The organism is Streptomyces longhuiensis (assembly GCF_020616555.1).
GTDB classification, from domain to species: Bacteria; Actinomycetota; Actinomycetes; order Streptomycetales; family Streptomycetaceae; genus Streptomyces; species Streptomyces longhuiensis.
The window spans coordinates 6,976,658-7,002,947 of sequence record NZ_CP085173.1; the positions used below are offsets into that span (position 1 = coordinate 6,976,658).

Annotated in this window: 22 protein-coding genes and 1 riboswitch; of the genes, 14 read left to right on the plus strand and 8 right to left on the minus strand. The window is 70.1% G+C overall.

Features of this window, described 5'->3' with window-relative positions:
* The first annotated feature begins 279 nt into the window (after positions 1–279).
* The 6 genes from LGI35_RS32080 (at position 280) to LGI35_RS32105 (ending at position 7,316) form a co-directional block, all read left to right on the plus strand.
* Positions 280–2,415, plus strand: coding sequence for a DNA gyrase/topoisomerase IV subunit B (locus LGI35_RS32080; protein ID WP_227297782.1), 2,136 nt, complete (start codon positions 280–282; stop codon positions 2,413–2,415).
* A gap of 201 nt (positions 2,416–2,616) precedes the next feature.
* Positions 2,617–3,141 carry a DUF1453 domain-containing protein gene (locus tag LGI35_RS32085; protein ID WP_227297783.1) on the plus strand — a complete coding sequence of 175 codons (525 nt, stop codon included), beginning with the start codon at positions 2,617–2,619 and terminating at the stop codon, positions 3,139–3,141.
* Positions 3,138–4,292: a sensor histidine kinase gene (locus LGI35_RS32090; protein WP_227297784.1), complete on the plus strand. Its 1,155-nt coding sequence runs from the start codon at positions 3,138–3,140 to the stop codon at positions 4,290–4,292. Before LGI35_RS32085 ends, LGI35_RS32090 begins: the two co-directional genes overlap by 4 nt.
* A 152-nt stretch (positions 4,293–4,444) precedes the next feature.
* Positions 4,445–5,134 (plus strand): response regulator transcription factor, encoded by a 690-nt coding sequence (locus LGI35_RS32095; RefSeq protein WP_376597311.1) that lies wholly within the window; start codon positions 4,445–4,447, stop codon positions 5,132–5,134.
* Between the two features lie 95 nt (positions 5,135–5,229).
* Positions 5,230–5,727: a DUF485 domain-containing protein gene (locus LGI35_RS32100; protein WP_227297786.1), complete on the plus strand. Its 498-nt coding sequence runs from the start codon at positions 5,230–5,232 to the stop codon at positions 5,725–5,727.
* Entirely contained in the window at positions 5,724–7,316 is a 1,593-nt protein-coding gene (locus LGI35_RS32105) for a solute symporter family protein (protein WP_227297787.1), read from the plus strand. The genes LGI35_RS32100 and LGI35_RS32105 overlap by 4 nt, the downstream gene beginning before the upstream one ends.
* Before the next feature lie 72 nt (positions 7,317–7,388).
* Here the strand turns inward: LGI35_RS32105 and LGI35_RS32110 are convergent, their stop codons facing one another.
* Positions 7,389–8,081 carry a response regulator gene (locus LGI35_RS32110; RefSeq protein WP_227297788.1) on the minus strand — a complete coding sequence of 231 codons (693 nt, stop codon included), beginning with the start codon at positions 8,079–8,081 and terminating at the stop codon, positions 7,389–7,391.
* A gap of 160 nt (positions 8,082–8,241) precedes the next feature.
* On the opposite strand from LGI35_RS32110, the gene LGI35_RS32115 reads away from it, so the two are divergent.
* The 3 genes from LGI35_RS32115 (at position 8,242) to LGI35_RS32125 (ending at position 11,064) form a co-directional block, all read left to right on the plus strand.
* A complete protein-coding gene (locus LGI35_RS32115) occupies positions 8,242–9,057 on the plus strand; it encodes an ABC transporter ATP-binding protein (protein ID WP_227297789.1) in 816 nt (271 codons plus the stop codon).
* A complete protein-coding gene (locus LGI35_RS32120) occupies positions 9,047–9,910 on the plus strand; it encodes an ABC transporter permease (protein ID WP_227297790.1) in 864 nt (287 codons plus the stop codon). The genes LGI35_RS32115 and LGI35_RS32120 overlap by 11 nt, the downstream gene beginning before the upstream one ends.
* A gap of 95 nt (positions 9,911–10,005) precedes the next feature.
* Complete coding sequence (locus tag LGI35_RS32125) at positions 10,006–11,064, plus strand: ABC transporter substrate-binding protein (protein ID WP_227297791.1); 1,059 nt, start codon at positions 10,006–10,008, stop codon at positions 11,062–11,064.
* A gap of 24 nt (positions 11,065–11,088) precedes the next feature.
* Here the strand turns inward: LGI35_RS32125 and LGI35_RS32130 are convergent, their stop codons facing one another.
* The 4 genes from LGI35_RS32130 to LGI35_RS32145 form a co-directional block, all read right to left on the minus strand.
* On the minus strand, positions 11,089–11,769 hold the full coding sequence (locus LGI35_RS32130) for a response regulator (protein WP_227297792.1): 681 nt from the start codon (positions 11,767–11,769) through the stop codon (positions 11,089–11,091).
* Positions 11,766–13,475: a sensor histidine kinase gene (locus LGI35_RS32135; protein ID WP_227297793.1), complete on the minus strand. Its 1,710-nt coding sequence runs from the start codon at positions 13,473–13,475 to the stop codon at positions 11,766–11,768. Before LGI35_RS32135 ends, LGI35_RS32130 begins: the two co-directional genes overlap by 4 nt.
* A gap of 131 nt (positions 13,476–13,606) precedes the next feature.
* Entirely contained in the window at positions 13,607–14,557 is a 951-nt protein-coding gene (locus LGI35_RS32140; RefSeq protein ID WP_227297794.1) for a sucrase ferredoxin, read from the minus strand.
* Positions 14,558–14,573: 16 nt separating this feature from the next.
* A complete protein-coding gene (locus tag LGI35_RS32145) occupies positions 14,574–15,854 on the minus strand; it encodes a citrate synthase (RefSeq protein ID WP_227297795.1) in 1,281 nt (426 codons plus the stop codon).
* Between the two features lie 98 nt (positions 15,855–15,952).
* On the opposite strand from LGI35_RS32145, the gene LGI35_RS32150 reads away from it, so the two are divergent.
* Positions 15,953–17,119 (plus strand): citrate synthase/methylcitrate synthase, encoded by a 1,167-nt coding sequence (locus tag LGI35_RS32150; protein WP_227297796.1) that lies wholly within the window; start codon positions 15,953–15,955, stop codon positions 17,117–17,119.
* A gap of 51 nt (positions 17,120–17,170) precedes the next feature.
* Here LGI35_RS32150 and LGI35_RS32155 read toward each other — a convergent pair whose 3' ends face one another.
* Both LGI35_RS32155 and LGI35_RS32160 read right to left on the minus strand, forming a co-directional pair.
* On the minus strand, positions 17,171–17,407 hold the full coding sequence (locus LGI35_RS32155; RefSeq protein ID WP_227297797.1) for a hypothetical protein: 237 nt from the start codon (positions 17,405–17,407) through the stop codon (positions 17,171–17,173).
* A 145-nt stretch (positions 17,408–17,552) separates the two neighbouring features.
* Entirely contained in the window at positions 17,553–18,107 is a 555-nt protein-coding gene (locus LGI35_RS32160) for a DUF6082 family protein (RefSeq protein ID WP_227297798.1), read from the minus strand.
* A 323-nt stretch (positions 18,108–18,430) separates the two neighbouring features.
* On the opposite strand from LGI35_RS32160, the gene LGI35_RS32165 reads away from it, so the two are divergent.
* A complete protein-coding gene (locus LGI35_RS32165; RefSeq protein ID WP_227297799.1) occupies positions 18,431–19,537 on the plus strand; it encodes a CobW family GTP-binding protein in 1,107 nt (368 codons plus the stop codon).
* Here LGI35_RS32165 and LGI35_RS32170 read toward each other — a convergent pair.
* Positions 19,534–21,990, minus strand: coding sequence for a DNA gyrase/topoisomerase IV subunit A (locus tag LGI35_RS32170; RefSeq protein ID WP_227297800.1), 2,457 nt, complete (start codon positions 21,988–21,990; stop codon positions 19,534–19,536). The two genes, LGI35_RS32165 and LGI35_RS32170, sit on opposite strands and share 4 nt — an antisense overlap.
* A 241-nt stretch (positions 21,991–22,231) precedes the next feature.
* On the opposite strand from LGI35_RS32170, the gene LGI35_RS32175 reads away from it, so the two are divergent.
* The 3 genes from LGI35_RS32175 to LGI35_RS32185 all read left to right on the plus strand — a co-directional run bounded on the left by LGI35_RS32175 (position 22,232) and on the right by LGI35_RS32185 (position 26,132).
* Complete coding sequence (locus tag LGI35_RS32175; protein ID WP_227300611.1) at positions 22,232–23,596, plus strand: M16 family metallopeptidase; 1,365 nt, start codon at positions 22,232–22,234, stop codon at positions 23,594–23,596.
* On the plus strand, positions 23,593–24,978 hold the full coding sequence (locus LGI35_RS32180; RefSeq protein ID WP_227297801.1) for a M16 family metallopeptidase: 1,386 nt from the start codon (positions 23,593–23,595) through the stop codon (positions 24,976–24,978). Before LGI35_RS32175 ends, LGI35_RS32180 begins: the two co-directional genes overlap by 4 nt.
* Positions 24,979–25,174: 196 nt before the next feature.
* Positions 25,175–25,330: riboswitch (cyclic di-AMP (ydaO/yuaA leader) on the plus strand.
* 13 nt (positions 25,331–25,343) lie between these two features.
* A complete protein-coding gene (locus LGI35_RS32185) occupies positions 25,344–26,132 on the plus strand; it encodes a M23 family metallopeptidase (RefSeq protein ID WP_227297802.1) in 789 nt (262 codons plus the stop codon).
* Positions 26,133–26,290 lie beyond the last annotated feature (158 nt).

The window sequence follows — 26,290 nt, forward strand, 5'->3', positions numbered from 1 at the left end:
GGTTCGCGCGTTCCGTCAGGGTCGGTCCTCGCCGACTGGCTTGTCGGTTTGTTCATGAGGACGTGCCCGGAGCCTAAATGGTTCATGCGCCGAAGGGAACGTGATGTGTGCTTCACCCCATCGAGGGATCGAACACGCATACGATGCTGGACTAGTCTGGGCAGAGGCGAGGGTTGCGTTACAACGGCTCTACCAGGCCTCGGTACCCTCTGAGCGGCGACCGAAGCCGACCCCTTACCCAAAAGGGTTCCAACTGAAATTCAGCGAGGAGCGAACTGCGTGACCGCCGAAACGTCCGTGCCGTCCACAGCGCTGCTGACCGGAGCAGGCGGCATCGTGGACAAGGACAGTTCCAACTACACCGCGCGGCACCTGCTCGTCCTTGAGGGACTCGAGGCCGTACGCAAGCGCCCAGGCATGTACATCGGGTCGACGGACAGCCGTGGCCTGATGCACTGCCTCTGGGAAATCATCGACAACTCCGTCGATGAGGCCCTCGGCGGTTATTGCGACTACATCGAGGTCATCCTCCACGACGACGCCTCCGTAGAGGTGCGGGACAACGGCCGCGGTATCCCCGTGGACGTCGAGCCCAAGACCGGACTCTCCGGGGTCGAGGTCGTCATGACCAAGCTGCACGCGGGCGGCAAGTTCGGCGGAGGGTCCTACGCGGCCTCCGGCGGCCTGCACGGCGTGGGTGCATCCGTGGTGAACGCGCTCTCCGCGCGGCTCGACGTCGAGGTCGACCGCGGCGGGAACACGCACGCCATCAGCTTCCGTCGCGGCGTCCCCGGCGCCTTCGCCAAGCAGGGGCCCGACGCGGCCTTCGACTCCTCCGCGCGCCTCAGCAAGGTCAAGCGGGTGCCGAAGAATCGCACCGGCACGCGCGTGCGCTACTGGGCCGACCGCCAGATCTTCCTCAAGGACGCCAAGCTGTCCCTGGAGAACCTGCACCAGCGCGCCCGCCAGACCGCGTTCCTCGTGCCCGGCCTGACCATCGTCGTGCGCGACGAGTACGGGCTCGGTGACGGCGGCAGCAAGGGCGAGGAATCCTTCCGCTTCGACGGCGGCATCAGCGAGTTCTGCGAGTACCTCGCCGCCGACAAGCCGGTCTGCGACGTCGTCCGCTTCTCCGGGCAGGGCACCTTCAAGGAGACCGTCCCCGTCCTCGACGACCACGGTCAGATGACGCCGACCGAGGTCACCCGCGAGCTCGGCGTGGACATCGCGCTGCGCTGGGGCACCGGTTACGACACGACACTGAGGTCGTTCGTCAACATCATCGCCACCCCCAAGGGCGGCACCCACGTGACCGGCTTCGAGCGCTCGCTCACCAAGACGATGAACGAGGTGCTGCGCGCCCAGAAGCTGCTGCGCGTCGCCGAGGACGACGTCGTCAAGGACGACGCCCTCGAGGGCCTGACGGCCGTCGTCACGGTGCGTCTCGCCGAGCCGCAGTTCGAGGGCCAGACCAAGGAGGTGCTCGGCACCTCGGCGGCCAACAGGATCGTCGCGAACGTCGTGGCCAAGGAGCTCAAGGCGTTCCTGACCTCCACCAAGCGCGACGCGAAGGCCCAGGCCCGCGCCGTCATGGAGAAGGCCGTCGCCGCCGCCCGTACGCGGATCGCGGCCCGGCAGCACAAGGACGCGCAGCGCAGGAAGACGGCCCTCGAGTCGTCGTCGCTGCCGGCCAAGCTCGCCGACTGCCGCAGCGACGACGTGGAGCGCAGCGAGCTCTTCATCGTCGAGGGTGACTCCGCGCTCGGCACCGCCAAGCTGGCCCGGAACTCCGAGTTCCAGGCGCTCCTGCCGATCCGCGGCAAGATCCTCAACGTTCAGAAGTCGTCCGTGTCGGACATGCTGAAGAACGCCGAGTGCGGCGCGATCATCCAGGTCATAGGAGCCGGGTCGGGGCGGACCTTCGACATCGACGCCGCGCGCTACGGAAAGATCATCCTGCTCGTCGACGCCGACGTCGACGGCGCACACATCCGGACCCTGCTCCTGACCCTCTTCCAGCGCTACATGCGGCCGATGATCGAGGCGGGCCGCGTGTTCGCCGCGGTGCCGCCGCTGCACCGCATCGAGCTCGTCCAGCCGAAGAAGGGCCAGGACAAGTACGTCTACACGTACTCGGACCGCGAGCTGCGCGAGACGCTCCTCGAGTACCAGCGCAAGGGCGTGCGCTACAAGGACTCGATCCAGCGTTACAAGGGTCTCGGAGAGATGGACGCCGACCAGCTGGCCGAGACCACGATGGACCCGCGCCACCGCACGCTGCGCCGGATCAACATCGGCGAGCTGGACGCCGCGGAGCAGGTCTTCGATCTGCTCATGGGCACGGACGTGGCGCCGCGCAAGGAGTTCATCAGCAGCTCGGCCGCGACGCTCGACCGCTCGCGCATCGACGCCTAGCCGACCCAGGGCCGACCCGGACGCCGGCTCCACCCACGGGTGGAGCCGGCTGATCCACCCACGATCCACCCCAGCTCCGATCTCGTGAGCTGGGCTTTTCCGTAACTTCGAAGATGTTGCTCGACGTCGCCGCTCGGCGTCGTCCGGCGAAGTTCTCGAAATCCTCGAAATCCTCGAAGTCACGGAAAGTCGGAGGCCGCCATGTCCGGGCTCACCAATGTGCTGGTGATCATCGCCGTCGTCGTGCTGGTGGTCGTCCGTCAGTTCAAGGCGCAGCCGATCACCATGGACAAGCGCTGGTGGGTCGTGCCCGCCGTGCTCGTCTTCATGGCCGTGCGCAAGCCGGACCTCCTCGACCCCCACCACCAGGCACTCTCGGCCTCGCTCATGGGCGTCGAGCTGCTCGTCGGTCTCGCCATCGGCGCCGGCTGGGCCTGGACGACCCGTCTGTGGACCGCGCAGGACGGCACCGTGTGGAGCAGGAGCACCAAGGCCAGCGGCGCCGTCTGGATCGTGGGTGTGGCCGTACGGGCAGGTCTCTACGCCGCAGGCGCGGCCTTCGGCATCAAGCAGGGCAGCGCCGCCCTCATGCTCGCCCTGGCCGCCACCCTGCTCGTCCGCTCCGGAGTCCTCATCTGGCGTGCGCAGTCCCTGCAGACTGCACACCAGGGGGCCGGGGCGTACGGTGACGGCGTGCCCGCGCCGTCGTGGAAGGACCGTGTGTGACGCCCGGAGCCTGGACCAGCTGGCCCTCGCGGGAGGCGCTCTCCCGCGAAGGGCTCACGCGGGCGCGGCGGGTCCTGGCCCGCGTCGTGCGAGGGGTCGCGCTCACGGCTCTCGTGTGGACCGCGGCAGCGGAGCGTGGCGTGCACGGCTGGGCCGTCGCCCTGGCGCCGGTCGCGCTCATCGCTTGCGGCGCCGCGGCCTGGGGGTTCTTCCGGACCACGCTGGAACACCTGCTGTGGCCCTCCGTGGGACTGCTTGCCCTCCTGCTGGGCGCGGCATTCGCGGCGGAGCAGGCAGGGTTCAGAGGGCCGGCGCTCGTCCTGTGGTGCGGCTGCGCCGTCACAGCTCTGGAGCGGCTGCCCCTGGTCGCGGCCATTCCTCTCACGGCCGGCGCGCTCACCGGGTTCGCGGTCCTGAACAACGACGCATGGTTCACCACGGCGGTCACCACCATCGGGCTCTGCCTCGCGGGATACGTCCTGCGCCTCGACGCGGAGGCGAGAGGAAGCGCCCAGCGGCTGCTCCGTCAGGAGCGGGCCGCGAGGGCCGCGGAGGCGGAATCCGCCGCGCTGGCCGAGCGGGCTCGGATCGCGCGGGAGATCCATGACGTGCTGGCGCACAGCCTCTCCGCCCAGCTCGTCCACCTCGAAGCGGCCCGTCTGCTCATCGAGCGGGGCGCGGATCTCGACCAGATCCACGAGCGGGTCGTCGCCGCCCGGGGCATGGCACGTGACGGGCTCACGGAGACGCGCCAGGCACTCTCGGCGCTGCGCGGTGAGATGACCCCGCTGGAGGACTTCCTGCGCGAGCTCGTCGCCACGGACGGTGCGACGGTCTCGGTGGAGGGTGTGCGGCGCCCGCTGTCCGTGGAGGCGTCACAGACCGTACGCAGGGTCGCCCAGGAGGCCCTGACGAACGTACGCAAACACGCGTCGGGTGCGAAGGCGCAGGTGAGACTGGAGTACGGCGCCGCCGAAGTGACCCTTGAGGTAAGGGATTCGGGTTCGGCCGCGCCGGCGGGAGAGCTCACTGTCAGTGGCTCCGGCTACGGTCTGTTGGGGATGAGGGAGCGTGCGGAGCTTCTCGGCGGCACGCTCGTGGCAGGGCCGTGCGAGGAGGGTTTCGTAGTGAAGCTGAAGGTACCCGCATGAGCGGGACGGGCGCGGGGGCGAACGGGGCGGATCGCGCGGCGGACGCGGCAGGTTCGCAGACAGGCGCGGCAGATGTGTCGGCAGGTTCACAGGCAGGCGCGGCAGACGCGGCGACAGGTTCGCAGGCAGGCGCCGCGGACTCGGCCGGTTCGCTGGCAAGTGGTGCGGCGCGCAGGGACGCCAGAGTGGTGGTCGCCGATGACCAGACCGTCGTGCGCGAGGGCATCGTGATGTTGCTCGGGCTGCTGCCGGGCATCGAGGTGGTCGGAGCGGCCGGTGACGGGGACGAGGCCGTCGCGCTCGTCGCCCAACTCGCTCCGGACGTCGTCCTCATGGACCTGCGCATGCCACGCTGTGACGGGGTGGAGGCGACGCGGCGGATCCGCTCGGAGTACCCCGGGACCCAGGTCGTCATCCTGACCACCTACGCGGACGACGAGTCGCTGTTCCCCGCGCTCAAGGCCGGAGCCCGCGGCTATCTCACCAAGGACGCGGGCGGCGACGAGATCGTGCGGGCCGTCGAGGACGTGCTCTCCGGTGACGCGGGCCTTTCCCCGAAGATCCAGCGCCGCCTCCTGGAGCGCCTCTCGGAACCCGCACCGGCCCCCGCGCCGGTGGATCCGCCCGACGGGATCACCGCGCGCGAGGCCGAAGTTCTGAGGCTCATCGCCGAGGGGCTCACCAATCAGGAGATCGCCCGCGCCCTGCATGTCTCCACCGCGACGGTGAAGACACACATCAACAATCTCTTCGCCAAGACCGGCCTCAAGGACCGGGCGCAGGCGGTGCGGTATGCCTATCGACACGGCCTTGTTCAGCCACCGGGGTCGTCCATCACCTAATGGGGTGAAGGGGGATGTGAGAAGAGTCCGGGATCTTCCCGTTCTGCCCATCCTTGGGCTCGCGGCCTAAGTGGCCCGCGGACAAGGAGAGTTCGGTGGAGAAGCACGACGGGCGCGAGGTGGCGCAGACCCGGGCCGGTGATCGCGGTGTTCTCGGCGATCCCTGGTACGACGCGCTGGCCTCCGGGTGGGGCGAGTTGGACGGCACGGGGGCCCCGGCCCCGGCCGTACCTCCCCAGGCCGCGCCCCCGGAGCGGAGCGCGGCCGCGATCTATCTGGAGGTGCAGCGCAGCGCCGCCTTCCAGGAAGTGCGCAGCCGCTACCGGAGGTTCGTCATTCCGGCCGCCGCGGCCTTCTTCGCCTGGTATCTCGCGTACATCCTGGCGGCGACGACGGCCCCAGGTCTGATGGGCAGGCCCGTCGCGGGCGCGGTGAACGTGGCGATGCTGGCAGGGCTGGGGCAGTTCCTGAGCACCTTCCTTCTGACGTGGCTGTACTCGCGCCATGCACGGTTGCGAAGGGACCGCGCGGCGCTCGAACTGCGCTGGGACACCCAGGAGATGACGCGAGTGATCGAGGGTGGACAGCGGTGACCGGGAACCATCAGACGCTGGCGCTGCTGCTGTTCAGCGTGTTCGTCGCCGTCACCCTGGCGATCACCACCTGGGTGAGCCGCAACAGGCACGGCTCGGCGGAAGAGTTCTACGCGGGCGGGCGGCTCTTCTCGCCCATGGAGAACGGTTTCGCCATCGCGGGCGACTACATGTCGGCCGCCTCCTTCCTCGGTATCTCGGGCCTGATCGCACTCTTCGGCTACGACGGTCTGCTCTACTCGGTCGGGTTCCTCGTCGCCTGGCTCGTCGTGCTGCTGCTGGTCGCCGAACTCGTGCGCAACTGCGGGCGGTTCACGCTCGCCGACGTCATCGCCGCCAGGATGCGGGAGCGTCCCGTGCGGATCGCGGCGGGAACTTCCTCGGTGACGGTGTCCGTTCTCTATCTGGTGGCGCAGATGGTGGGTGCGGGCAGCCTGGTCGCGCTGCTGCTCGGCAGCACCGGCGGAGCCGTACAGGCATGGACCGTCGTCGGTGTCGGCGGGCTCATGGTCATCTATGTGTCGCTGGGAGGGATGCGCGCCACCACCTGGATCCAGATCGTCAAGGCGGTCCTGCTCATGGGCGGGGCGATCACCCTGACCGTGCTCGTCCTGGTGCGTTTCCACGGGGACTTCGACCAGCTGCTGCGTACGGCGGCGCAGCGCAGCGGGCACGGAGCCGCGTTCCTCGCGCCCGGACTCAAGTACGGCGGCGACTGGACCGCGCGGCTCGACTTCATCAGCCTGGGGCTTGCGCTCGTGCTCGGCACTGCCGGGCTGCCGCACATCCTGTCGCGCTTCTACACCGTTCCGACGGCACGGGCCGCGCGCCGCTCGGTCATCTGGTCCATCGGACTCATCGGCAGCTTCTACCTGATGACCATCGTGCTCGGTTTCGGTGCGGCGGCGATCGTGGGCTCCGACACCGTGCGCGGTTCGAACGCGGCGGGGAACACCGCGGTTCCGCTGCTCGCCCTCGACCTGGGCGGCGGTCCGGACTCCACAGGTGGAACGGTTCTGTTCGCGGTGGTCGCGGCCGTCGCCTTCGCCACGATCCTCGCCGTCGTCGCCGGGATCACGCTCGCCTCCTCGGCGTCCGTGGCCCACGACCTGTACGCGTCCCTGCGACGGCCCCATGCCAAGCCGCGCAGCGAGGTCGCCGTGGCCCGCGTCGCCGCGGCCGGAATCGGCGTGGTCGCGATCGCTCTGGGGCTGCTCGCCCGCGACCTCAATGTGGCGTTCCTCGTGGGCCTCGCCTTCGCCGTGGCGGCCTCCGCGAATCTGCCCGTACTGCTGTACTCGCTGTTCTGGCGGAATTTCACCACGCGCGGCGCCGTGTGGTCCGTCTACGGAGGGCTCGTGCCCGCCCTCATCCTGGTGGTCCTGTCACCCGTCGTGTCCGGCAGCGAGACCTCGCTGTTCCCCGGCGCGGACTTCCAGTTCTTCCCGCTGGAGAACCCCGGCCTCGTCTCCATTCCCCTCGGATTCCTGGCGGGCTGGCTCGGCACGGTCACCTCGCCCGAGCCACCGGACGAGGCCAAGCACGCGGAGACGGAGGTGCGTGCGCTGACCGGGGCGGGAGCCGTCTGAGGGCCGCGCCCCACACATGCGGCCCGAGCCCTCGCGCGGCTGACCCCGGAATGCTCAGGTCACCTCGGCCCCTCAGGGCGCCACCCAGACATAGCGGTGCTCCGGACGCCCGGTGTCCCCGTACTTGAGCGTGAGGCGGAGCCGGCCAGCCTGTTCCATGTGCCGCAGATACCGCTGCGCCGTGGAGCGGCTCAGGCCCGTCTCCGCCGCCACCTCGTGGGCGGACAGCGGATGGTCGGCGCGGTGCAGCACGCCGCAGATCAGATCCGTGGTCGGCTCCGACTGCCCGCTCGGCAGGCCGGGCGACGCGGGCATGGGCAGCGCCCGTAGCGCACCGAAGATCCGGTCGACCTGCTCCTGGCCCGCAGCGCCGCGGCCGCTGACCCGGTCCACGGTGCGCCGCAGCGCCGCGTACGAGTCGAGCCTGGAGCGCAGCGCGGCGAACGTGAACGGTTTGACCAGGTAGTGCAGCGCGCCCTGGCGCATCGCCGCCTGCACCGTCAGGACGTCGCTCGCCGCCGTGATCATGATGACGTCGGTGTTGTGGCCGTTCTCCCGCATCCGGTGGGCTATTTCGAGGCCCGTCATGTCGGGCAGGTAGTGGTCGAGCAGCACGAGGTCGATGCGCTGGCGCTCCACGAAGGCCAGTGCCTGCGCGGCATTGTGGGCGCGGGCCACCACTCGGAAGCCGGGAACCTTTCCCACGTACTTCGCGTTGATCTCGGCGACACGGAAGTCGTCGTCCACGACCAGGACGTCAATCATCGGGCCTCTCTCCCTCAAGCCCAGGCGAGCTGTTAAGCCCGTGTTTCGGCTCAGCTGTTGTAGCGCGAGCAAAAAGAGCACAACAGCCTCTTGCGAGCAGAAGTCCGCCTTGCGCCCAGAAGACTGATGCGGTGTCCCAGGTCACACCTACCTTCCGGCCATGAGCACAGACACCGGCCCCGCCATCGAACTGCGGGGCGCGAGCAAAATCTTCAGGACGCCTTCGGGCGGCCTGCACACCGCGGTCAGGGAGCTCGATCTGACCGTCGCACGTGGCGAGTTCGTGGCCGTCGTCGGCCCCACCGGCTGCGGCAAGTCGACCACCCTCACCCTCGTCAGCGGCCTGGAGGAACCCACCGAGGGAGAGGTCCTGGTGGCCGGCCAACCCGTCGAGGGAGTCGGCGACAAGGTCGGATTCGTGTTCCAGCAGGACGCGACGTTCCCCTGGCGAACGGTGCTGTCCAACGTCATGGCGGGCCCGCGCTTCCGCGGCGTACCGAAGGCCGAGGCGAAGGCCAAGGCCCGCGAATGGCTGGCCCGCGTCGGCCTCGCGTCCTTCGAGGACCGCTACCCGCACCAGCTCTCCGGAGGCCAGCGCAAGCGCGTCGCGCTCGCCGCCACGTTCGTCAACGACCCCGAGATCCTGCTCATGGACGAGCCGTTCTCGGCGCTCGACGTGCAGACCAGGGCCCTGATGTCGGACGAGCTCCTGGAGCTGTGGGAGGGCACGGGCGCCTCGGTCGTCTTCGTCACCCACGACCTGGAGGAGTCGATCGCGCTGGCCGACAAGGTCGTCGTCATGACCGCGGGTCCGGCCACCGTGAAGCAGGTCTTCGACATCGACCTGCCGCGCCCCCGCAAGGTCGAATCGGTGCGCCTGCTGCCCGAGTTCATCGACATCTACCGCGAGATCTGGGAGTCCCTCGGCGAAGAGGTCCGCATCACGCGCGAGAGAGGTGCCGCCGATGTCGCCTGACACCGTCACCGCCGCGCCCGCCACCGACACCGCCAAGCCGGGACGCGCCGTCACCAAGGCCCGCGCCGCCCGCCGGCGCAAGGTGCTGATCGGCGGCGCCCGGGTCCTGCTCCTCGTCGCCGTCCTCGGCCTCTGGGAGGTGCTCGCGCGCGCCGCGATCATCGACCCGTTCAACTTCTCGATGCCGTCGAAGATCTGGGACCAGATCTGGACCTGGACCACCCATGGCACGGCGCTCGGCTCCCTGGGCGAACAGGTCTGGTACACGCTCTACGAAGCGCTCGTCGGCTGGATCATCGGTGTGATCGCCGGTGTCGTCTTCGGTATCGCACTGGGGCGCATCACCTTCCTCGCCGACGTCCTCGGCCCGTACATCAAGGTCCTCAACTCCATCCCGAGGATCGTGCTCGCCCCGATCTTCGTGATCTGGTTCGGACTCGGCCCGGCCTCCAAGGTGGCCTCCGCCGTCGTCCTGGTGTTCTTCCCGGTGTTCTTCAACGCCTTCCAGGGAGCCCGGGAGGTCGACCGGAACCTGGTCGCCAACGCGCGCATCCTCGGCGCCAGCGACCGCCGCGTGACGCTTCAGGTCGTCATCCCGTCCGCCACGTCATGGATCTTCACCAGCCTCCATGTGAGCTTCGGCTTCGCGCTGATCGGCGCGATCGTCGGCGAGTACATCGGCGCGACCAAGGGCGTCGGCCTGCTCGTCGCGCAGTCGCAGGGCACGTTCAACGCGGCGGGTGTGTACGCGGCGATGGTCATCCTCGCCGTCGTGGCCCTGCTGGCCGAGGGGCTCCTCACCTTCGCCGAGCGCCGCATCTTCCGCTGGAAGCCGAAGGACTCGGACAGCTGACGGCTGCCCTTCGGCGCGCGCCAACAGCGCTTCCCCGCACCGCTCTCCCCACCCGTTTCAGATTCTTCAGCCTCTTCACAAGGACGTGAACCACCATGCGCAAGACCGCGCGCCTCTGTGCCCTCGCAGCGACCGGCCTGCTCGCCCTCTCCTCGCTCACGGCGTGTGCCAACGACGCCGCCAGTACGAGTTCCGGCTCCGGCAAGAAGGCGGACGGCAAGGGCGAGCACGTCAAGATCATGGTCGGCGGCCTGGACAAGGTCATCTACATGCCGGCGATGCTCACGGACCGGCTCGGCTACTTCAAGGATGAGGGTTTGAATGTCCAACTCCTGAGCGAGCCCGCGGGTGTCCAGGCCGAGACGGCGCTCGTCTCCGGCCAGGTCCAGGGGGCCGTCGGCTTCTACGACCACACGCTCGACCTGCAGGTGAAGGGCAAGGCCGTGGAGTCCGTGGTGCAGTTCTCGCGGGCCCCGGGAGAGGTGGAGATCGTCTCCAACAAGGCGTCCGGCGACATCTCCTCGCCCAAGGACTTCAAGGGCAAGAAGCTCGGCATCACGGGCCTCGGCTCCTCGACGGACTTCCTCACGAAGTACCTGGCGGTCAAGAACGGCGTCCAGCCGAGCCAGTTCTCGCCGGTGGCCGTCGGCGCGGGCCCGACGTTCGTCTCCGCGCTCCAGAAGGGCGCCATCGACGGCGGCATGACGACGGACCCCACCGTCGCCACGATCCTGGACAAGAAGCTCGGCAAGGTCCTCGTCGACATGCGGACCCCGGAGGGCTCCCAGGAGGCGCTCGGCGGCCCGTACCCGTCGTCGAGCCTCTACATGCAGACGGACTGGGTCAACAGCCACAAGCCGACGGTCCAGAAGCTCGCCAACGCCTTCGTGAAGACGCTCAAGTGGATGTCCACGCACAGCGCCGACGAGATCGCGGCCAAGATGCCGGCCGACTACTCCCAGGGCGACAAGAAGCTGTACGCCGAGGCGATCAAGGCCACACTGCCGATGTTCACGACGGACGGCGTGATGCCCAAGAACGGCCCCGAGACTGTTGAAAGTGTGCTCAAGGCATTCAACCCGAACATCAAGAACGCCAAGGTCGACCTGAGCAAGACGTACACCACCGAGTTCGTCGACAAGGCCGCCGGCTGACCACGTCGACTCCTCGTAGGTCGCTCAGGTGCGGGTCGCCCAGACATAACGGTGTTCAGGGCGGCCCGCGTCGCCGTACTTGAGGGTCAGGCCGGCGCGGCCGGTGCGTTCCAGGAGCTTCAGATAGCGCTGGGCCGTCTGCCGGCTCAGTCCCGTACGGTCCCCGACCTCCTGCGCCGAGAGCGGGCCCTCCGCGTCCACCAGAGCCCTGCGGACGAGCTCCGCCGTGCTGAGGGAGTGTCCCTTCGGAAGGTCCGGCTCCGTGTCTGCGGAGAGGGCGCCGAAGATCCGGTCGACCTGGGCCTGTTCGGCCTCGCCGCCGCCGTCCAGCGTGCGGCGCAGTCCCGCGTACGCCTCCAGCTTGGCGCGCAGCCCCGCGAACGCGAACGGCTTGACCAGGTACTGCAGCGCCCCGAGCCGCATGGCGGCCTGCACCGTGGAGACGTCACGCGCCGCCGTCACCATGATCACGTCGGTCTGGTGGCCGCGGCGCCGGATCTCCTGAACGGTCGCCAGACCCGTCTCGTCCGGCAGGTAGTGGTCCATGAGGATCAGGTCGATCTGCGGCTGGGACTCCACCTCGCGCAGGGCCTCGGCCGAACTGTGTGCCTCGGCCACCACGCGGAAGCCCGCCACCTTCTGCACGTAGGCCGCGTTCACGCGCGCGACGCGGATGTCGTCGTCCACGACCAGCACTTCGATCATCGCGGGTCCTCCTTTGTGGGGGCGGCCATGGCATCGGCGGCGATGTCGGCCGTGGTGGTCATGGGTGCCTCGGTGGCCTCCTGCGCGAGGCCCGGATCCGTGAGCGCCTCGGGCAGGACGACGGTGAACTCCGCGCCCCCGCCGTCCGGTTCCCCCACGTGGACGCTGCCGCCCTGCCGTTCCGCGAGCCGGCGCACGAGGGGCAGACCGATACCGCGCTTCCCGTGGGAGGGAGGCTTCTTGGTGGACCACCCCTCCGTGAAGACCAACTCCCGCCGGGCGGCGGGGATGCCGGGCCCCGTGTCGCGCACCCGCAACTCCACCGCGCGGTCGTCGGCCGCCCGTGCATCGACCTCCACGCGCGCGTGGGGGGTGCCCGCGACCGCGTCCACCGCGTTGTCGACCAGATTCCCGACGATCGTGACGAGCCCCCGTGGGTCGATCAACCGGTCGGGGAGGAGCGTCCTGTCGGAGATCCACAGGGCGACTCCGCGCTCCGCCGCCACCGTCGCCTTGCCGACCAGGAGAGCCGCGAGCAGTGGATCGTGGACCTTCTCGGTCACCTGCTCCGCGGTCGCCCTGTGGTCGCCCACCACCTCGCCGACGAACTCGACGGCGTCGTCGAACATCTCCAGTTCGAGCAGGCCGAGCAGCGTGTGCATGCGGTTGGCGTGCTCGTGGTCCTGGGCGCGCAGGGCGTCGATCAGGCCGCGCGTCGAGTCGAGCTCGCGCCCCAGTTGCTCCAGTTCGGTGCGGTCCCGGAGGGTGGCGACGGCGCCGCCGTCGTCCGTGGGCATGCGATTGGCGATCAGGACGCGCTGGCCGCGGACCGTCACCAGATCCGTGCCCGTGGCCCGGCCCGCCAGCACATCGGTCGTACGACCTGGGCCCAGCGCGTCGTCGAGCGACTGCCCGATCACCTCGTCGCCGATGCCCAGGAGCCGGTGCGCCTCGTCGTTGAGCAGCCGGATCCGGCCGCTCCGGTCCAGCGCGACGACGCCTTCCCGAATGCCGTGCAACATGGCCTCGCGCTCCGAGAGCAGCCCCGAAATATCGGAGAACGCCAGGTCACGGGTCTGCCGCTGGACCCGGCGCGAGATCAGGTAGGCGGCCAACGCACCGACGGCCAGGGCGCCGCCCGCGTAGGCGAACAAGCCCGGAATGGCGTGGATGAGCCGCGCCCTGACGCTGTCGTACTCGATGCCCACGGAGACGGCCCCGACGATGTCGCCCTGTGCGTCGCGCAGGGGCACCTTCCCGCGCGCCGAGCGTCCCAGGGTGCCGCTGTCGATCTCCATGACCTCGTGGCCCGCGAGCGCCTCGCTGGGGTCCGTGGAGACGATCCTGCCGACCTCGCCCGGATCGGTGTGGGACCAGCGGACGCCTTCCTTGTTCATGATCACTACGTACTCGGCGCCACTGGCCCGGCGGATCCGCTCGGCCTCCCGCTGGACGGGACCGTCGACCGTGGGACGAGAACGCCGCAGGTCCTCGGCGATGCTCGGCTGGGCCGCGGTGGTCTGCGCGATCGCCAGCGCGCGGCGCATCGCCTGGTCGTCGAGCTGGTCGCTGAGCGGCGCGAGGAAGAGCCCCGTCGCGAGCACGGCCACCCCGGCGGCGATCGCCACCTGCATCAGCAGCACCTGCGCAAAGACGCGCCGCGGCAGGCCGAAGCGCAGCCGGCGTGTGGGGGGAGTGGGGCTCATACGAAGAACGGTAAGGGGGCGAGCGGGGTACTCCGTAGCGGATGTGGCGGGTATCTCGCGGGCTGGGATGCGCCTCGTAAGGAGTGATGGGGTGCCGTGTGCGCGCCGGTGCGGGGCGCGAGCCGGCCGGGTCAGCCGCTCGCGCCGAGGGGGCCTGTGACGGCGGGCGCGATCTCGTCCACCGCGAGTACGTCCATGCGCGCAGGAGTCCCCAGTGCGGCACCGCAGCTCTCGGGGCGGGGCGGCAGCGAAGCGCTCTGCGCGACCGTGACGTGCCAGCGGCGGCCGTCCGCGTGGGTGACGGTGACCTCCCAGAGAGCCCCATGCCCCGGCGCCGTTGCCTCCGTGCCGACGACGGTCAGCACTCCGGCGTCATCGATCCCGGCGGACGTGCGCACGGCGAGCTCGGCGGCCTGGCCGGGCCGCTCCCATGCGGAGTTCCCGCGGCACCCGTCGGTGACGATCCGGCCGGCCCGTACCGCGTCGAGGGTGTCCTTGACGTGGGCGGCGTCGGCACGGCCGTACGCGTAGCCGTAGGGCAGTACGAGCAGTGTGGGGGAGAAGCGGTGGCCGCCGAGGTGGGTGACCTCCCAGATGCCGTCCTGTCCGGACGCGGCGAGGTCGGCGGCGAGCGGCCGGCCCAGGAGGGCGCAGCAGCGGTCGCGCTTGCCGTTGGTGCAGACGAGCGCGAGCGGCGCGCCCTCGTGCGGGGTGCCGAAGCCGCGGTGATCACCCGCTCCCAGGGCGGCGAAGTCGAGTGCGAGCAAGTCCTGCGGGGACTCGGTCATGGTGCCGCGCAGCCATGTGTTTCCCGGGATGGTGTGGGCCACATACACATGACGCCGGGTGGTGGCGTGGAAGTCCGCGTGCCGGCCCGGGCGCCTGATGAGGGCGACGCGTACGCCGGTCCCCTCCGCGGCCGCCTCCAGGGCCCTGCCGAGCTCCGGGTCCAGATGGCTGGACGTCAGCGCCTTCACGCCCCAGGGCCCCGGCTGCTCGATCAGCAGCCAGGTACTCGCGGTGGCGGCGGTCCCCGCGAGGGGCTCGTTCAGATCCTGCGAGGCGGTCGTACACGTACTCACGTAGGGGAGCCTAACCTCACTCGGTCGGCAGCGGGGCGTCGGGCGCGGGCAACGGCTGAGGCGGGCGCAGTCCCACGTACTGTCCGCTCGGCCGCATCCGCAGCGGGCGCTCGCCGTACTCCTCCAGGGCGTGCGCGATCCAGCCCGCCGTCCGGGCCACCGCGAAGACGGTCTCGCCGGCCTCGGCGGGCATGCCGCACGAGACGGTGAAGACCGCGAGTGCGAGGTCCACGTTCGCGTGCAGGTCGGTGTGGCGGGCGGTCGTCGCCACGACGTCGCGGGCCGCGGCGAGCGCCGGGTGGACCTGCGGAATCTCTTCCAGGAGGGCGAACAGGGCCTGGGCGCGTGGGTCCTCGCCCTTGTACAGGCGGTGGCCGAGGCCCGGGACGCGGCGCCCGGCACGCAGTTCGTCCGCCACCACAGGGGCCGCGCTGCCGCGGTCGAGGACTTCGAGGAGCATGCGGTGCGCGAGACCGCTGGCGGCGCCGTGGAGCGGTCCCTCCAGGACGCCGAGGCCGGCTGACACCGCCGCGTACGCGTGCGCGCGCGCCGACGCGGCGACCCTGACGGCGAGCGTCGACGCGGCGAGGTCGTGGTCGACGAGGAGCCCAAGTGCCGTGTCCAGGACGTGCAGTGACGGATCGTCGGGTTCGCGTCCGGAGAGGCGGCCCCACAGGCGCTGGGCGAGCGGTCCGCCGTCGCGATGCGTGTGCCGTACGGGTGGCAGGGCGGCCACCAGCGTCGGGATGAGGGTGCGGGCCGTGCCGAGTACGGCCTCCTCGGAGAGGTCGAAGCGCAGCGGGTCGGTGACGGCGGCGGCGACCGCGGCGACGCGCAGACGGTCGACGGGGCCGCTGTGCTCCGGCAGGGCCCCCACGGCGCGCCGGGCCGCGGCGAGGGACGGCCGGGGGGCGGTGAACCTGACCCCCGGCCGCAGCGCCCCGGTCCACAGCCACTCGGCGACCTCTTCGTAGGAGTGACGCGCGGCGAGTTCGGCGGCGTCCACCCCGCGGAAGTAGTAGCGGTCCTTGTCGATCAACGTGATGCGCGTGCGTACGGAGAGCTCGCCCGGGGCCGAACCGGCTGCGGGCTCCCGCTTGTTGCGCTGCGCGAGCGCCTCCACCTCGGCCGCGTCGAACGTGCTGCCGCGCGAGCCCGGCGCCGCCCGGCGGCTGCTGAGCTGACCGCGGCTCACGTACGCGTACACGGTCTCGGGCTTCACACCCAGAAGTTCGGCCGTCTCCCTGGTGCTGAGCCGCCGGGCTCCCTGCGCGGATGCAGGTTCGTGATCCGTCATGCGCGCCACCGTATATCCGCATCGCTTGTATTGATTCAATCAATATTGACAGACATTGAGTCAAGCGTGGACAGTCAAATCAAGTCCAGGGAGGAAACATGCCGATCAACGGGACCACGTCCACCCCTGTCGACGTACCGCGGGGACTCGCGGGCGTCGTCGTCACCGACACCGAATTGGGTGACGTCAGAGGGCGTGAGGGCTTCTACCACTACCGCCAGTACTCGGCCGTCGAGCTCGCGCAGACCCGCAGCTTCGAGGACGTATGGCACCTGATGATCCACGGCGAGCTGCCGGACGCCGAGCAGTCCGCGGCCTTCGCCGCGCGCACGGCTGCCCTGCGCCGACTGCCCGACGACGTGCGGGCGGCGCTGCCGGTGATCGCCCGCGCCGGTGCGCTCTCCGGCCCGCTCGCCGGGCTGCGCAGCGCCCTGTCGCTCTTCGGTGCCTCACAGGGTTTCCGCCCTGTGTACGACATCGACGACGAGCGGCGGCGCGACGACACCCTGGCCGCCGCGGCGGTCGTGCCGACGCTGCTCACGGCGCTGCACCGGCTCGGCGACGGCCTCGAACCGGTCGAACCGCGCGACGACCTGTCGTACGCCGCGAACTACCTCTACATGCTGACGGGTTCGGAGCCGGAGCCTGCTCACGCCCGCGCCATCGAGCAGTACCTGATCTCAACCATTGATCACGGGTTCAATGCGTCAACGTTCACGGCGAGGGTCATCACGTCGACCGGTGCCGATGTCGCGGCCTGTCTGGTCGGCGCCGTGGGGGCGCTCTCCGGGCCGCTGCACGGCGGCGCCCCGAGCCGCGCGCTCGACACCCTCGACGCGATCGGCGCGCCGGACCGGATCGACGGGTGGATCCGCGAGCGGGTCCTCGCGGGCGACCGGATCATGGGCTTCGGCCACCCCGTCTACCGCACGGAGGACCCTCGTTCGCGGATGCTGCGGGGCATCGCCGAGAGGTTCGGCGGGCCGATGGTGGAGTTCGCCGTCGAGGTCGAGCGCCACGTGGAGTCGATCCTCGCCGAGCTGAAGCCGGGCCGGGAACTTCACACGAACGTGGAGTTCTACGCGGGCGTGGTCATGGAGCTGTGCGGGTTGCCGCGCGCGATGTTCACCCCGACGTTCGCCGCTGCGCGGGTGGTGGGGTGGAGTGCCAACATCCTTGAGCAGGCCCGGGATTCGAAGATCATCCGCCCGGCGGCCCGGTATGTGGGCCCGACGGCTCCGGCGCCGGTACCGGTCGTGTCCTGAACGCGCCGGAGCCCGGTCCTTCGTGGGGACCGGGCTCCGGGAAGCGGCGGGCTAGGCGTCCGGGATATCGGCCTTCGCGCGCACGAGCGTCTCACGGCTGACGATCACGATGCGCTCGTAGTCGGCCAGTGAGGCGTCGTCCGGGAGCTCTTTGCCTAGCTCCGCTGTGGCCTCTGTGCCGATGACGGCGAAGTTGCCGTCACTCAGCTCGAACACGTCAGGGCAGTTCGCGCCCGAGGTACTGCCACGGGCGTGCGGAGGCACACCGATGCGGCGCACGATCTTCAAGGGGTACCGATCCTTAGAGGAGGCTTACTTCCGGCAGGATGCCGACAGGCTAATGCGCCCCTTGGGACTCATGCGTAACGACGCCGCGGAATTTCTCGGAGGACTCGCTCGTGCGAGTGATGTCAGCCTGTTGACGACCGAGAAGTCAGGACGTCGGTGGATCGCCGACCACCCACCACTCCTCTGTGTCCGCTTCCTCGAGCTCCTCGAGGAGACGGTCGGCGAGGCGGCCGAGCCGAGCTTCGGCGGAGGAGTGAATCAAGGTCGCCCGGTTAGGTCGACTGGCCCGCCAGTACTCGCGGAAGACCGGACTCTGGAACAGTTCGCGAAGACGGCCGTACATCTCTTGCTGGTCGATGATGCCCGCCTGGTCCAAGTGGAAGAGGTTGACGTACCAGGCATTCGCGAAGAAGAACTGCCGCACCTTCGCCGGTGGGATCTCGGCGTCGTACGTGTTGATCACGGCTGCGAGCGAGGGGTCGTCGATCGCCTTGAGCGACAGTTCCCAGTGCACGCGCTGCTGACGTGCCCGAGCGCTGCGCTGTTGCGACAACTCTTCCTGCTCCAGCTCCTCGATACGCAGACGCGCCTCCTCAAGGCGACGCCGCTGCGCGGCGAGTGCGAGGGCGGCTCCGATGAGAGCCGCCCCGGCAATGACGGCGGACCCGATCCCTCGTACCCCAAAACTCTGTGTGGCCATGTCAACCCCCGGTTCAGGCGACCGTCCGCCGGTCGTCGGGTGCGGGGCGACGGGAAAGGACCGGCGAGCGGTGGGCGGCGCGCTTGCCGCCCCCCCGGGGTGCCGAGCGGCGCTGGTCGGCGGGGAGGCGGAGAGGAGGCACACGGAGGGAAGCAGGGTCGCTCGTCCGGGCGCCATGCCTGTCGTGTGCCCAGCCCGCGACGCTAACAATCGTTCACTTCGCGGTGTTTCTACGCGCTCGTATCCTGGGGCGGCATTCATTCGTCGTAAGAACGCCGGTCTGCGCGTCCGTGGACGCGTCGGTGTGTGAGAGAGGTCGCGCGTTGAGTCAGCCGAGGCAGGAGCTTCCGCAGCAGATCCCGGTCGTCGTCCTCGCCGGGTTCCTGGGCTCCGGCAAGACCACCCTGCTGAACCATCTGCTGCACCACAGTGGCGGCACGCGGATCGGCGCGATCGTCAATGACTTCGGCTCCATCGAGATCGACGCCATGGCCGTCGCCGGGCAGCTCGGCGACTCCACCGTCTCCCTCGGCAACGGGTGCCTGTGCTGCGCCGTCGACGCGAGCGAGCTCGACGAGTACCTGGACCGGCTCACCCGGCCGTCGGCCCGCAACGGCATCGATGTGATCGTGATCGAGGCGAGCGGGCTCGCCGAACCGCAGGAGCTCGTGCGCATGGTGCTCGCCAGCGAGAATCCGCGGATCGTGTACGGCGGTCTGGTCGAGGTCGTCGACGCCGTCGAGTTCGACACGACGCGGGAGCAACACCCCGAGCTCGACCGGCATCTGGTCATCGCCGACCTCGTGGTGGTCAACAAGGCCGACCGGGTCCCGGAGAGCGAGTACCAGCGTGTCCTGGAGCGCGTGCGCGGGCTGGCCGGAGGCGCAGCGGTCGTTCCCGCGACGTACGCGCGCGTGGACCCCGAGTTTCTCTTCGACTGCCGGCCGACGCGCGAGCGGATCGGCCAGTTGTCGTTCGACGACCTCCATCGGCACGACGGCGACAGTGCGGGCGGAGACGAGCACGACGTGCATGACGAGCACGACGGCCATCTGCACTCCGCCTACGACAGTGTCTCCGTCGAGTCCGAAGTGCCGCTCGATCCACGCCGGTTGATGGCGTTCCTCGACAGCAGGCCCGAGGGGCTCTACCGCATCAAGGGGTACGTCGACTTCGGCGCGGCCGACACGCGCAACAAGTACACCGTGCATGCCGTCGGTCGGTTCCTGCGGTTCTCGCCGGAGCCCTGGGCGCCCGGGGAGCCGCGCCTCAGTGGGCTCGTCCTCATCGGGGCCGGGATCGACGCCCCGCGGCTGAGCAAGGAACTGACCGCCTGCGCCCAGGACGCCCCGCACACCTATGCCGACGAGCACAGCATGTGGGGCGTCCTGAGATACGTACAGGAACCGCAGGACAACGAAAGGCTCTAGACCGGCCCGGCCACCACCGAGACCGTCTTCGCGAGGGAGACGCCCGAGCCGTCGCGGCGCGGGTCGACCTCGGGCAGCTCGGCCGGGGTGCCGTTCTTCTGCGCCGCGCGGGCCGGTGTCGGGCCCGCCCAGCCCAGGCTCAGGCAGTCCTCGCCCTTCAGGAAGCGCTGGCAGCGCACGCCGCCCGTGGCCCGGCCCTTGCGCGGGTACTGGTCGAACGGGGTGAGCTTCGCCGTCGTCTGGACGGAGTCGTCGAGCGTGCCGCGCGACCCCGCCACCGTGAAGACGATCGCGTCCACCGCCGGATCGACGGCGGTGAACGAGATCACCTTGGCGCCGTCGGCCAGCTTGATGCCCGCCATACCGCCCGCGGCCCGGCCCTGCGGACGTACCTGCGAGGCCTGGTAGCGGAGCAACTGCGCGTCGTCCGTGATGAAGACCAGGTCCTCCTCGCCGGTGCGCAGCTCCACGGCACCGACGATGCGGTCACCGTCCTTGAGGCCGATGACCTCCAACTCGTCCTTGTTCGTCGGGTAGTCGGGCACGACGCGCTTGACCACGCCCTGCTCGGTGCCGATCGCCAGGCCGGGGGACGACTCGTCGAGGGTGGTCAGGCAGACCACCTTCTCGTCCGCCTCCAGCGACGACAGGAACTCCGTGACGGGCGCGCCTCCGGAGAGGTTCGGCGCCGAGGCCGTCTCCGGAAGCTGCGGCAGGTCGATGACGTTGAGCCGCAACAGGCGGCCCGTGGACGTGATCGCGCCGATCTCGCCGCGCGCCGTCGCCGGGACCGCGGAGACGATCACATCGTGCTTGGTGCGCCGGGCGTCCTCGTCGTCCCCGAACGGGTCGGCGGTCGCCGTGCGCGCCAGGAGGCCCGTGGACGACAGGAGTACGCGGCACGGGTCGTCGGCGACCTGGAGCGGCACCGCGGTGACCGCCGTGCCCGCCGACTCCAGGAGCACGGTGCGGCGCTCGGTGCCGAACTTCTTCGCGACCGCTGCCAGTTCGGCCGAAACGAGCTTGCGCAGCTCGGCGTCGGAGTCGAGGATCCCGGTCAGCTCGTCGATCTCGCCGTTGAGCCGGTCGCGCTCCGTCTCCAGCTCGATGCGGTCGAACCTGGTGAGGCGGCGCAGCGGCGTGTCCAGGATGTACTGCGTCTGGATCTCGCTCAGCGAGAAGCGCTCCATCAGGCGCTCCTTCGCCTGCGCGGAGTTGTCGCTGGAGCGGATGAGGCGGATGACCTCGTCGATGTCCACCAGCGCGACGAGGAGGCCCTCGACCAGATGCAGCCGGTCCTGCTTCTTCGTGCGGCGGAACTCGCTGCGGCGGCGCACGACCTCGAAGCGGTGGTCGAGATAGACCTCCAGGAGCTCCTTGAGGCCGAGCGTCAGGGGCTGGCCGTCGACCAGCGCCACGTTGTTGATGCCGAAGGACTCCTCCATCGGCGTCAGCTTGTAGAGCTGCTCCAGGACGGCCTCCGGCACGAAGCCGTTCTTGATCTCGATGACCAGGCGCAGGCCGTGCTGGCGGTCGGTGAGGTCCTTGACGTCCGCGATGCCCTGGAGCTTCTTCGAGCCGACCAGGTCCTTGATCTTCGCGATGACCTTCTCGGGGCCCACCGCGAAGGGCAGTTCGGTGACGACGAGGCCCTTGCGGCGCGCCGTCACGTCCTCCACGGAGACCGTGGCGCGGATCTTGAAGGTGCCGCGGCCCGACTCGTAGGCGTCCTTGATGCCGGACAGGCCGACGATCCGGCCGCCGGTCGGCAGGTCGGGTCCCGGGACGAACTTCATGAGCGTCTCGAGGTCGGCGCCCGGGTGCCTGATCAGGTGGCGGGCGGCGGCGATGACCTCGCCGAGATTGTGCGGCGGCATGTTCGTCGCCATGCCGACGGCGATGCCGGACGCGCCGTTGACCAGGAGGTTCGGGTAGGCGGCCGGCAGGACTGCGGGCTCCTGCTCCTGGCCGTCGTAGTTCGGCCCGAAGTCGACCGTGTTCTCGTCGATCGACTCCGTCATCAGCGACGTCGCGGGGGCCATCCGGCACTCGGTGTACCGCATGGCGGCCGGCGGGTCGTCGTTCCCCAGGGAGCCGAAGTTCCCGTGGCCGTCGACCAGGGGGAGGCGCATCGAGAAGGGCTGGGCGAGCCGCACCAGGGCGTCGTAGATCGACGCGTCTCCGTGCGGGTGCAACTTACCCATGACCTCGCCGACGACCCGGGCGCACTTCACATAGCCGCGGTCGGGGCGCAGGCCCATCTCGTTCATCTGGTAGACGATGCGCCGGTGGACGGGCTTCATGCCGTCACGGGCGTCCGGCAGGGCCCGGGAGTAGATCACCGAGTAGGCGTACTCGAGGAAGGAGCCCTGCATTTCGTCGACAACGTCAATGTCGAGGATCCGCTCCTCGAAGTCGTCGGGAGGCGGGGTCTTCGTGCTGCGGCGGGCCATCGCTGCTGCGGCTCCTTCACAGATGCTGCCGGGGCATGTACGAGAATCTGACGCGCACCATTGTGGACCGCCCCACTGACAACGCCGACCGCGACCCGTCCGTACGGCGTTCGGTGCTCGCTCTCGGCGTACCCAGTGCGGGAACTTCGCCAGGCGTCAGAACGCTTGCATACAGTGGCAGAACTGGCAGCACATCTGCAGTTTCCGCGATAGTTCCGCGATCGAAGGGACGTACATGCCCATGGGTCACACGGCCACCGCCGAGGCCGGCTCCGGCGGCCTGACAGCGACCGAGCACCGCCTCGACAACGGGCTGCGCGTGGTGCTCTCCGAGGACCACCTCACCCCGGTCGCAGCCGTCTGCCTCTGGTACGACGTCGGCTCGCGCCACGAGGTCAAGGGCCGCACGGGCCTGGCTCACCTCTTCGAGCACCTGATGTTCCAGGGCTCGAAGCAGGTCCACGGGAACGGGCACTTCGAGCTGGTGCAGGGCGCCGGCGGCTCGCTGAACGGGACGACGAGTTTCGAGCGCACCAACTACTTCGAGACCATGCCGACCCACCAGCTGGAGCTCGCGCTCTGGCTGGAGGCCGACCGGATGGGCTCCCTCCTCGCCGCGCTCGACGAGGAGTCGATGGAGAACCAGCGCGACGTCGTCAAGAACGAGCGCCGCCAGCGCTACGACAACGTTCCGTACGGGACCGCGTTCGAGAAGCTGACCGCCCTCGTGTACCCGGAGGGCCACCCGTACCACCACACGCCCATCGGCTCCATGGCCGACCTGGACGCGGCCACCCTGGAGGACGCGCGGAACTTCTTCCGTACGTACTACGCCCCGAACAACGCCGTCCTCTCGGTCGTCGGGGACATCGACCCCGAGCAGACGCTGGCCTGGGTCGAGAAGTACTTCGGCTCCATCCCGCGCCACGACGGCAAGCAGCCCCCGCGCGACGGCGCCCTGCCCGACCGGATCGGCGAGGGCGTGCGCGAGGTCGTCGAGGAGGAGGTCCCGGCCCGCGCGCTGATGGCCGCCTACCGGCTGCCGCAGGACGGCTCGCGCGCGTGCGACGCGGCCGACCTGGCCCTGACGGTCCTCGGCGGCGGCGAGTCGTCCCGGATCTACAACCGTCTCGTCCGCCGCGACCAGACCGCCGTCGCCGCCGGGTTCGGTCTCCTGAGGCTCGCGGGGGCGCCCTCCGTGGGGTGGCTGGACGTGAAGACGTCCGGCGACGTCGAGGTCCCGGTGATCGAGGAGGCCGTCGACGAGGAGCTCGCGCGGTTCGCCGCCGACGGTCCCACTCCGGAGGAAATGGAGCGCGCGCAGGCCCAGTTGGAGCGCGAGTGGCTCGACCGGCTCGGCACGGTCTCGGGCCGCGCCGACGAACTGTGCAGGTTCGCCGTCCTGTTCGGCGACCCGCAGCTCGCCCTGACCGCCGTCCAGCGCGTCCTCGACATCACCGCCGAGGAGGTCCAGGAGGTGGCCCAGGCCCATCTGCGCCCCGACAACCGCGCGGTGCTCGTCTACGAGCCCACGGCCCCCGAAGAGGCCGACGAGACCGCCGCAGCGACCACGGACGAGACCGCAGACGAGGAGGCCGGCAAGTGACCGAGCTCGCGACCATGGACTTCCACCCGCAGCCCCAGGCCGGCACGGCGCGGCCGTGGGCGTTCCCCGCGCCCGAGCGCGGCACCCTCGACAACGGCCTGACGGTGCTGCGCTGCCACCGCCCGGGCCAGCAGGTCGTCGCCATCGAGATCAACCTCGAAGCTCCCCTGGAGGCCGAGCCCGCCGGGCTCGACGGCGTCGCCACCATCATGGCGAGGGCCTTCTCCGAGGGCACCGACAAGCTCGCCGCCGAGGAGTTCGCCGCCGAGCTGGAGCGCTGCGGCGCCACCCTCGACGCGCACGCCGACCACCCCGGCGTACGGGTCTCCCTGGAGGTCCCCGTCTCCCGACTGCCGAAGGCGCTCGGCCTGCTCGCCGACGCCCTCAGGGCACCCGCCTTCGCGGACAGCGAGATCGAACGTCTCGTGCGCAACCGGCTCGACGAGATCCCGCACGAGACGGCGAACCCCGGCCGCCGCGCCGCCAAGGAGCTCTCGAAGCAGCTCTTCCCGGCCACCGCGCGCATGTCCCGCCCGCGCCAGGGCTCCGAGGAGACCGTCGCGGCCATCGACGCGGCGGCCGTACGCGCCTTCTACGACCGGCACGTGCGCCCGGCCACGGCCACCGCGGTCGTGGTGGGCGACCTCGCGGGCCTCGACCTCGACGCGCTGCTCGCGGACACGCTGGGCGCCTGGACGGGGAACACGGCCGAGCCGCGCCCCGTACCGCCCGTGACGGCCGACGACACCGGCCGGGTCGTCATCGTCGACCGGCCGGGCGCGGTGCAGACGCAGATCCTGATCGGTCGCGTCGGCGCCGACAAGCACGACCGGGTGTGGCCGGCGCAGGTGCTCGGCACGTACTGCCTGGGCGGCACCCTCACCTCCCGCCTGGACCGCGTCCTGCGAGAGGAGAAGGGATACACCTACGGCGTACGGGCGTTCGGCCAGGTGTTGCGCTCGGCGCCGGACGGGACGGGCGCCGCGATGCTCGCCATCAGCGGCTCCGTGGACACGCCGAACACGGGTCCGGCGCTGGACGACCTCTGGAAGGTGCTGCGCACGCTCGCCGCCGAGGGCCTCACCGACGCCGAACGGGACGTGGCCGTACAGAACTTGGTGGGCGTCGCCCCGCTCAAGTTCGAGACCGCCGCGGCCGTCGCGGGGACGCTCGCCGACCAGGTCGAGCAGCACCTGCCGGACGACTTCCAGGCGCAGATGTACCGGCGGCTCGCCGCGACGGGCACCGTGGAGGCCACCGCGGCCGTCGTGAGCGCCTTCCCGATGGACCGTCTGGTGACGGTGCTCGTCGGTGACGCCGCGCAGATCGAGGAGCCCGTCAGGGCGCTCGGTATCGGAGAGGTGACCGTCGTCACGGGCTGACCGTGACCGGTGTGCAACGAGGGGCCCCGGTGGGCGAGATGACCACCGGGGCCCCTTTATGTCCGAATTGAACCAGTGGTTGCCTGTCTGCCCTGTGGCATGCGCTACAAAAGCCCGGTTCCGTTTGTTGATTGAAAGATGCCCCGCTTAGCGTCGGTCCGGCTGTCCGCCAGATGTACGCCGCGCCCGCGGCGCCGGACAGTCATCGCCGAGTCCCCCAAGGCGCGAGCCGGGGGAGCCGGGGACCCACCGTCCCTGGGGTGAATCGGACGCCCTTCCCCGAAGGGGGTCCGTAGGAGACCTTCCTGCTCCGAACCCGTCAGCTAACCCGGTAGGCGAGAAGGAAGGAAAGGATCAGCCACTCCATGGCGTTCACCCGTGCCACCGGGAAGCACCGTCGCCCGAGCCGTCTCACGCGTACCACCGCGCAGGTCGCCGGCGTCGCCGCGCTCACCACGACCGGTGTCATCGGAGGCCTCGCCGCCCCCGCCCTCGCCGCTGACGACGCGTCTCTCGAGCAGACCGGCCTGACCAAGGCCATCTCCATCGGTGACTCCCTCGCGGAGCAGATCGACGCGCAGGCCGCCGCCCAGCAGCAGGCCGCCGACAAGGCCGCCGCGAAGAAGAAGGCCGAGGCCGCGGCCAAGAAGAAGGCCGAGGAGGACCGGCGTGAGGCCGCCGCCAAGGCCAAGGCCGAGCGCGAGGCCAAGGAGCGCGCCGCCCGTGCGGCCGAGCGCAAGCGCCTGAACGCCTTCGTCATGCCCGTCACCGGCTCGTACGTGTCGACCGCGTACAAGGCCAGCAGCGGCCTGTGGTCCTCCGGCAGCCACACCGGCATCGACTTCCACGCCGCCAGCGGCACCTCGGTCCACGCCGTGGGCGCGGGCACGGTCGTGGAGGCCGGCTGGGGCGGCGCCTACGGCAACAACATCGTCATCAAGATGAACGACGGCACGTACACGCAGTACGGCCACCTGTCGTCCATCGGCGTCTCCGTCGGCCAGACGGTCACCCCGGGCCAGCAGATAGGCCTCTCCGGGGCGACCGGCAACGTCACGGGCCCGCACCTCCACTTCGAGGCGCGCACGAGCCCCGAGTACGGCTCGGACATCGACCCCGTCGCGTACCTGCGCGCGCACGGCGTCAACGTCTGACCCTCGCCGCGTACTCGCGACAACACATCGAAAGCCCCGGCTCGCCGAGCCGGGGCTTTCGGCGTCACCGGCCGCGCTCGTCACCGGACCGGCTCGTTCGTTCCCGGCGGCGCTGTCCAAAAAATATCCATGGATTACGGCCTGCCGTCGGAAATTCG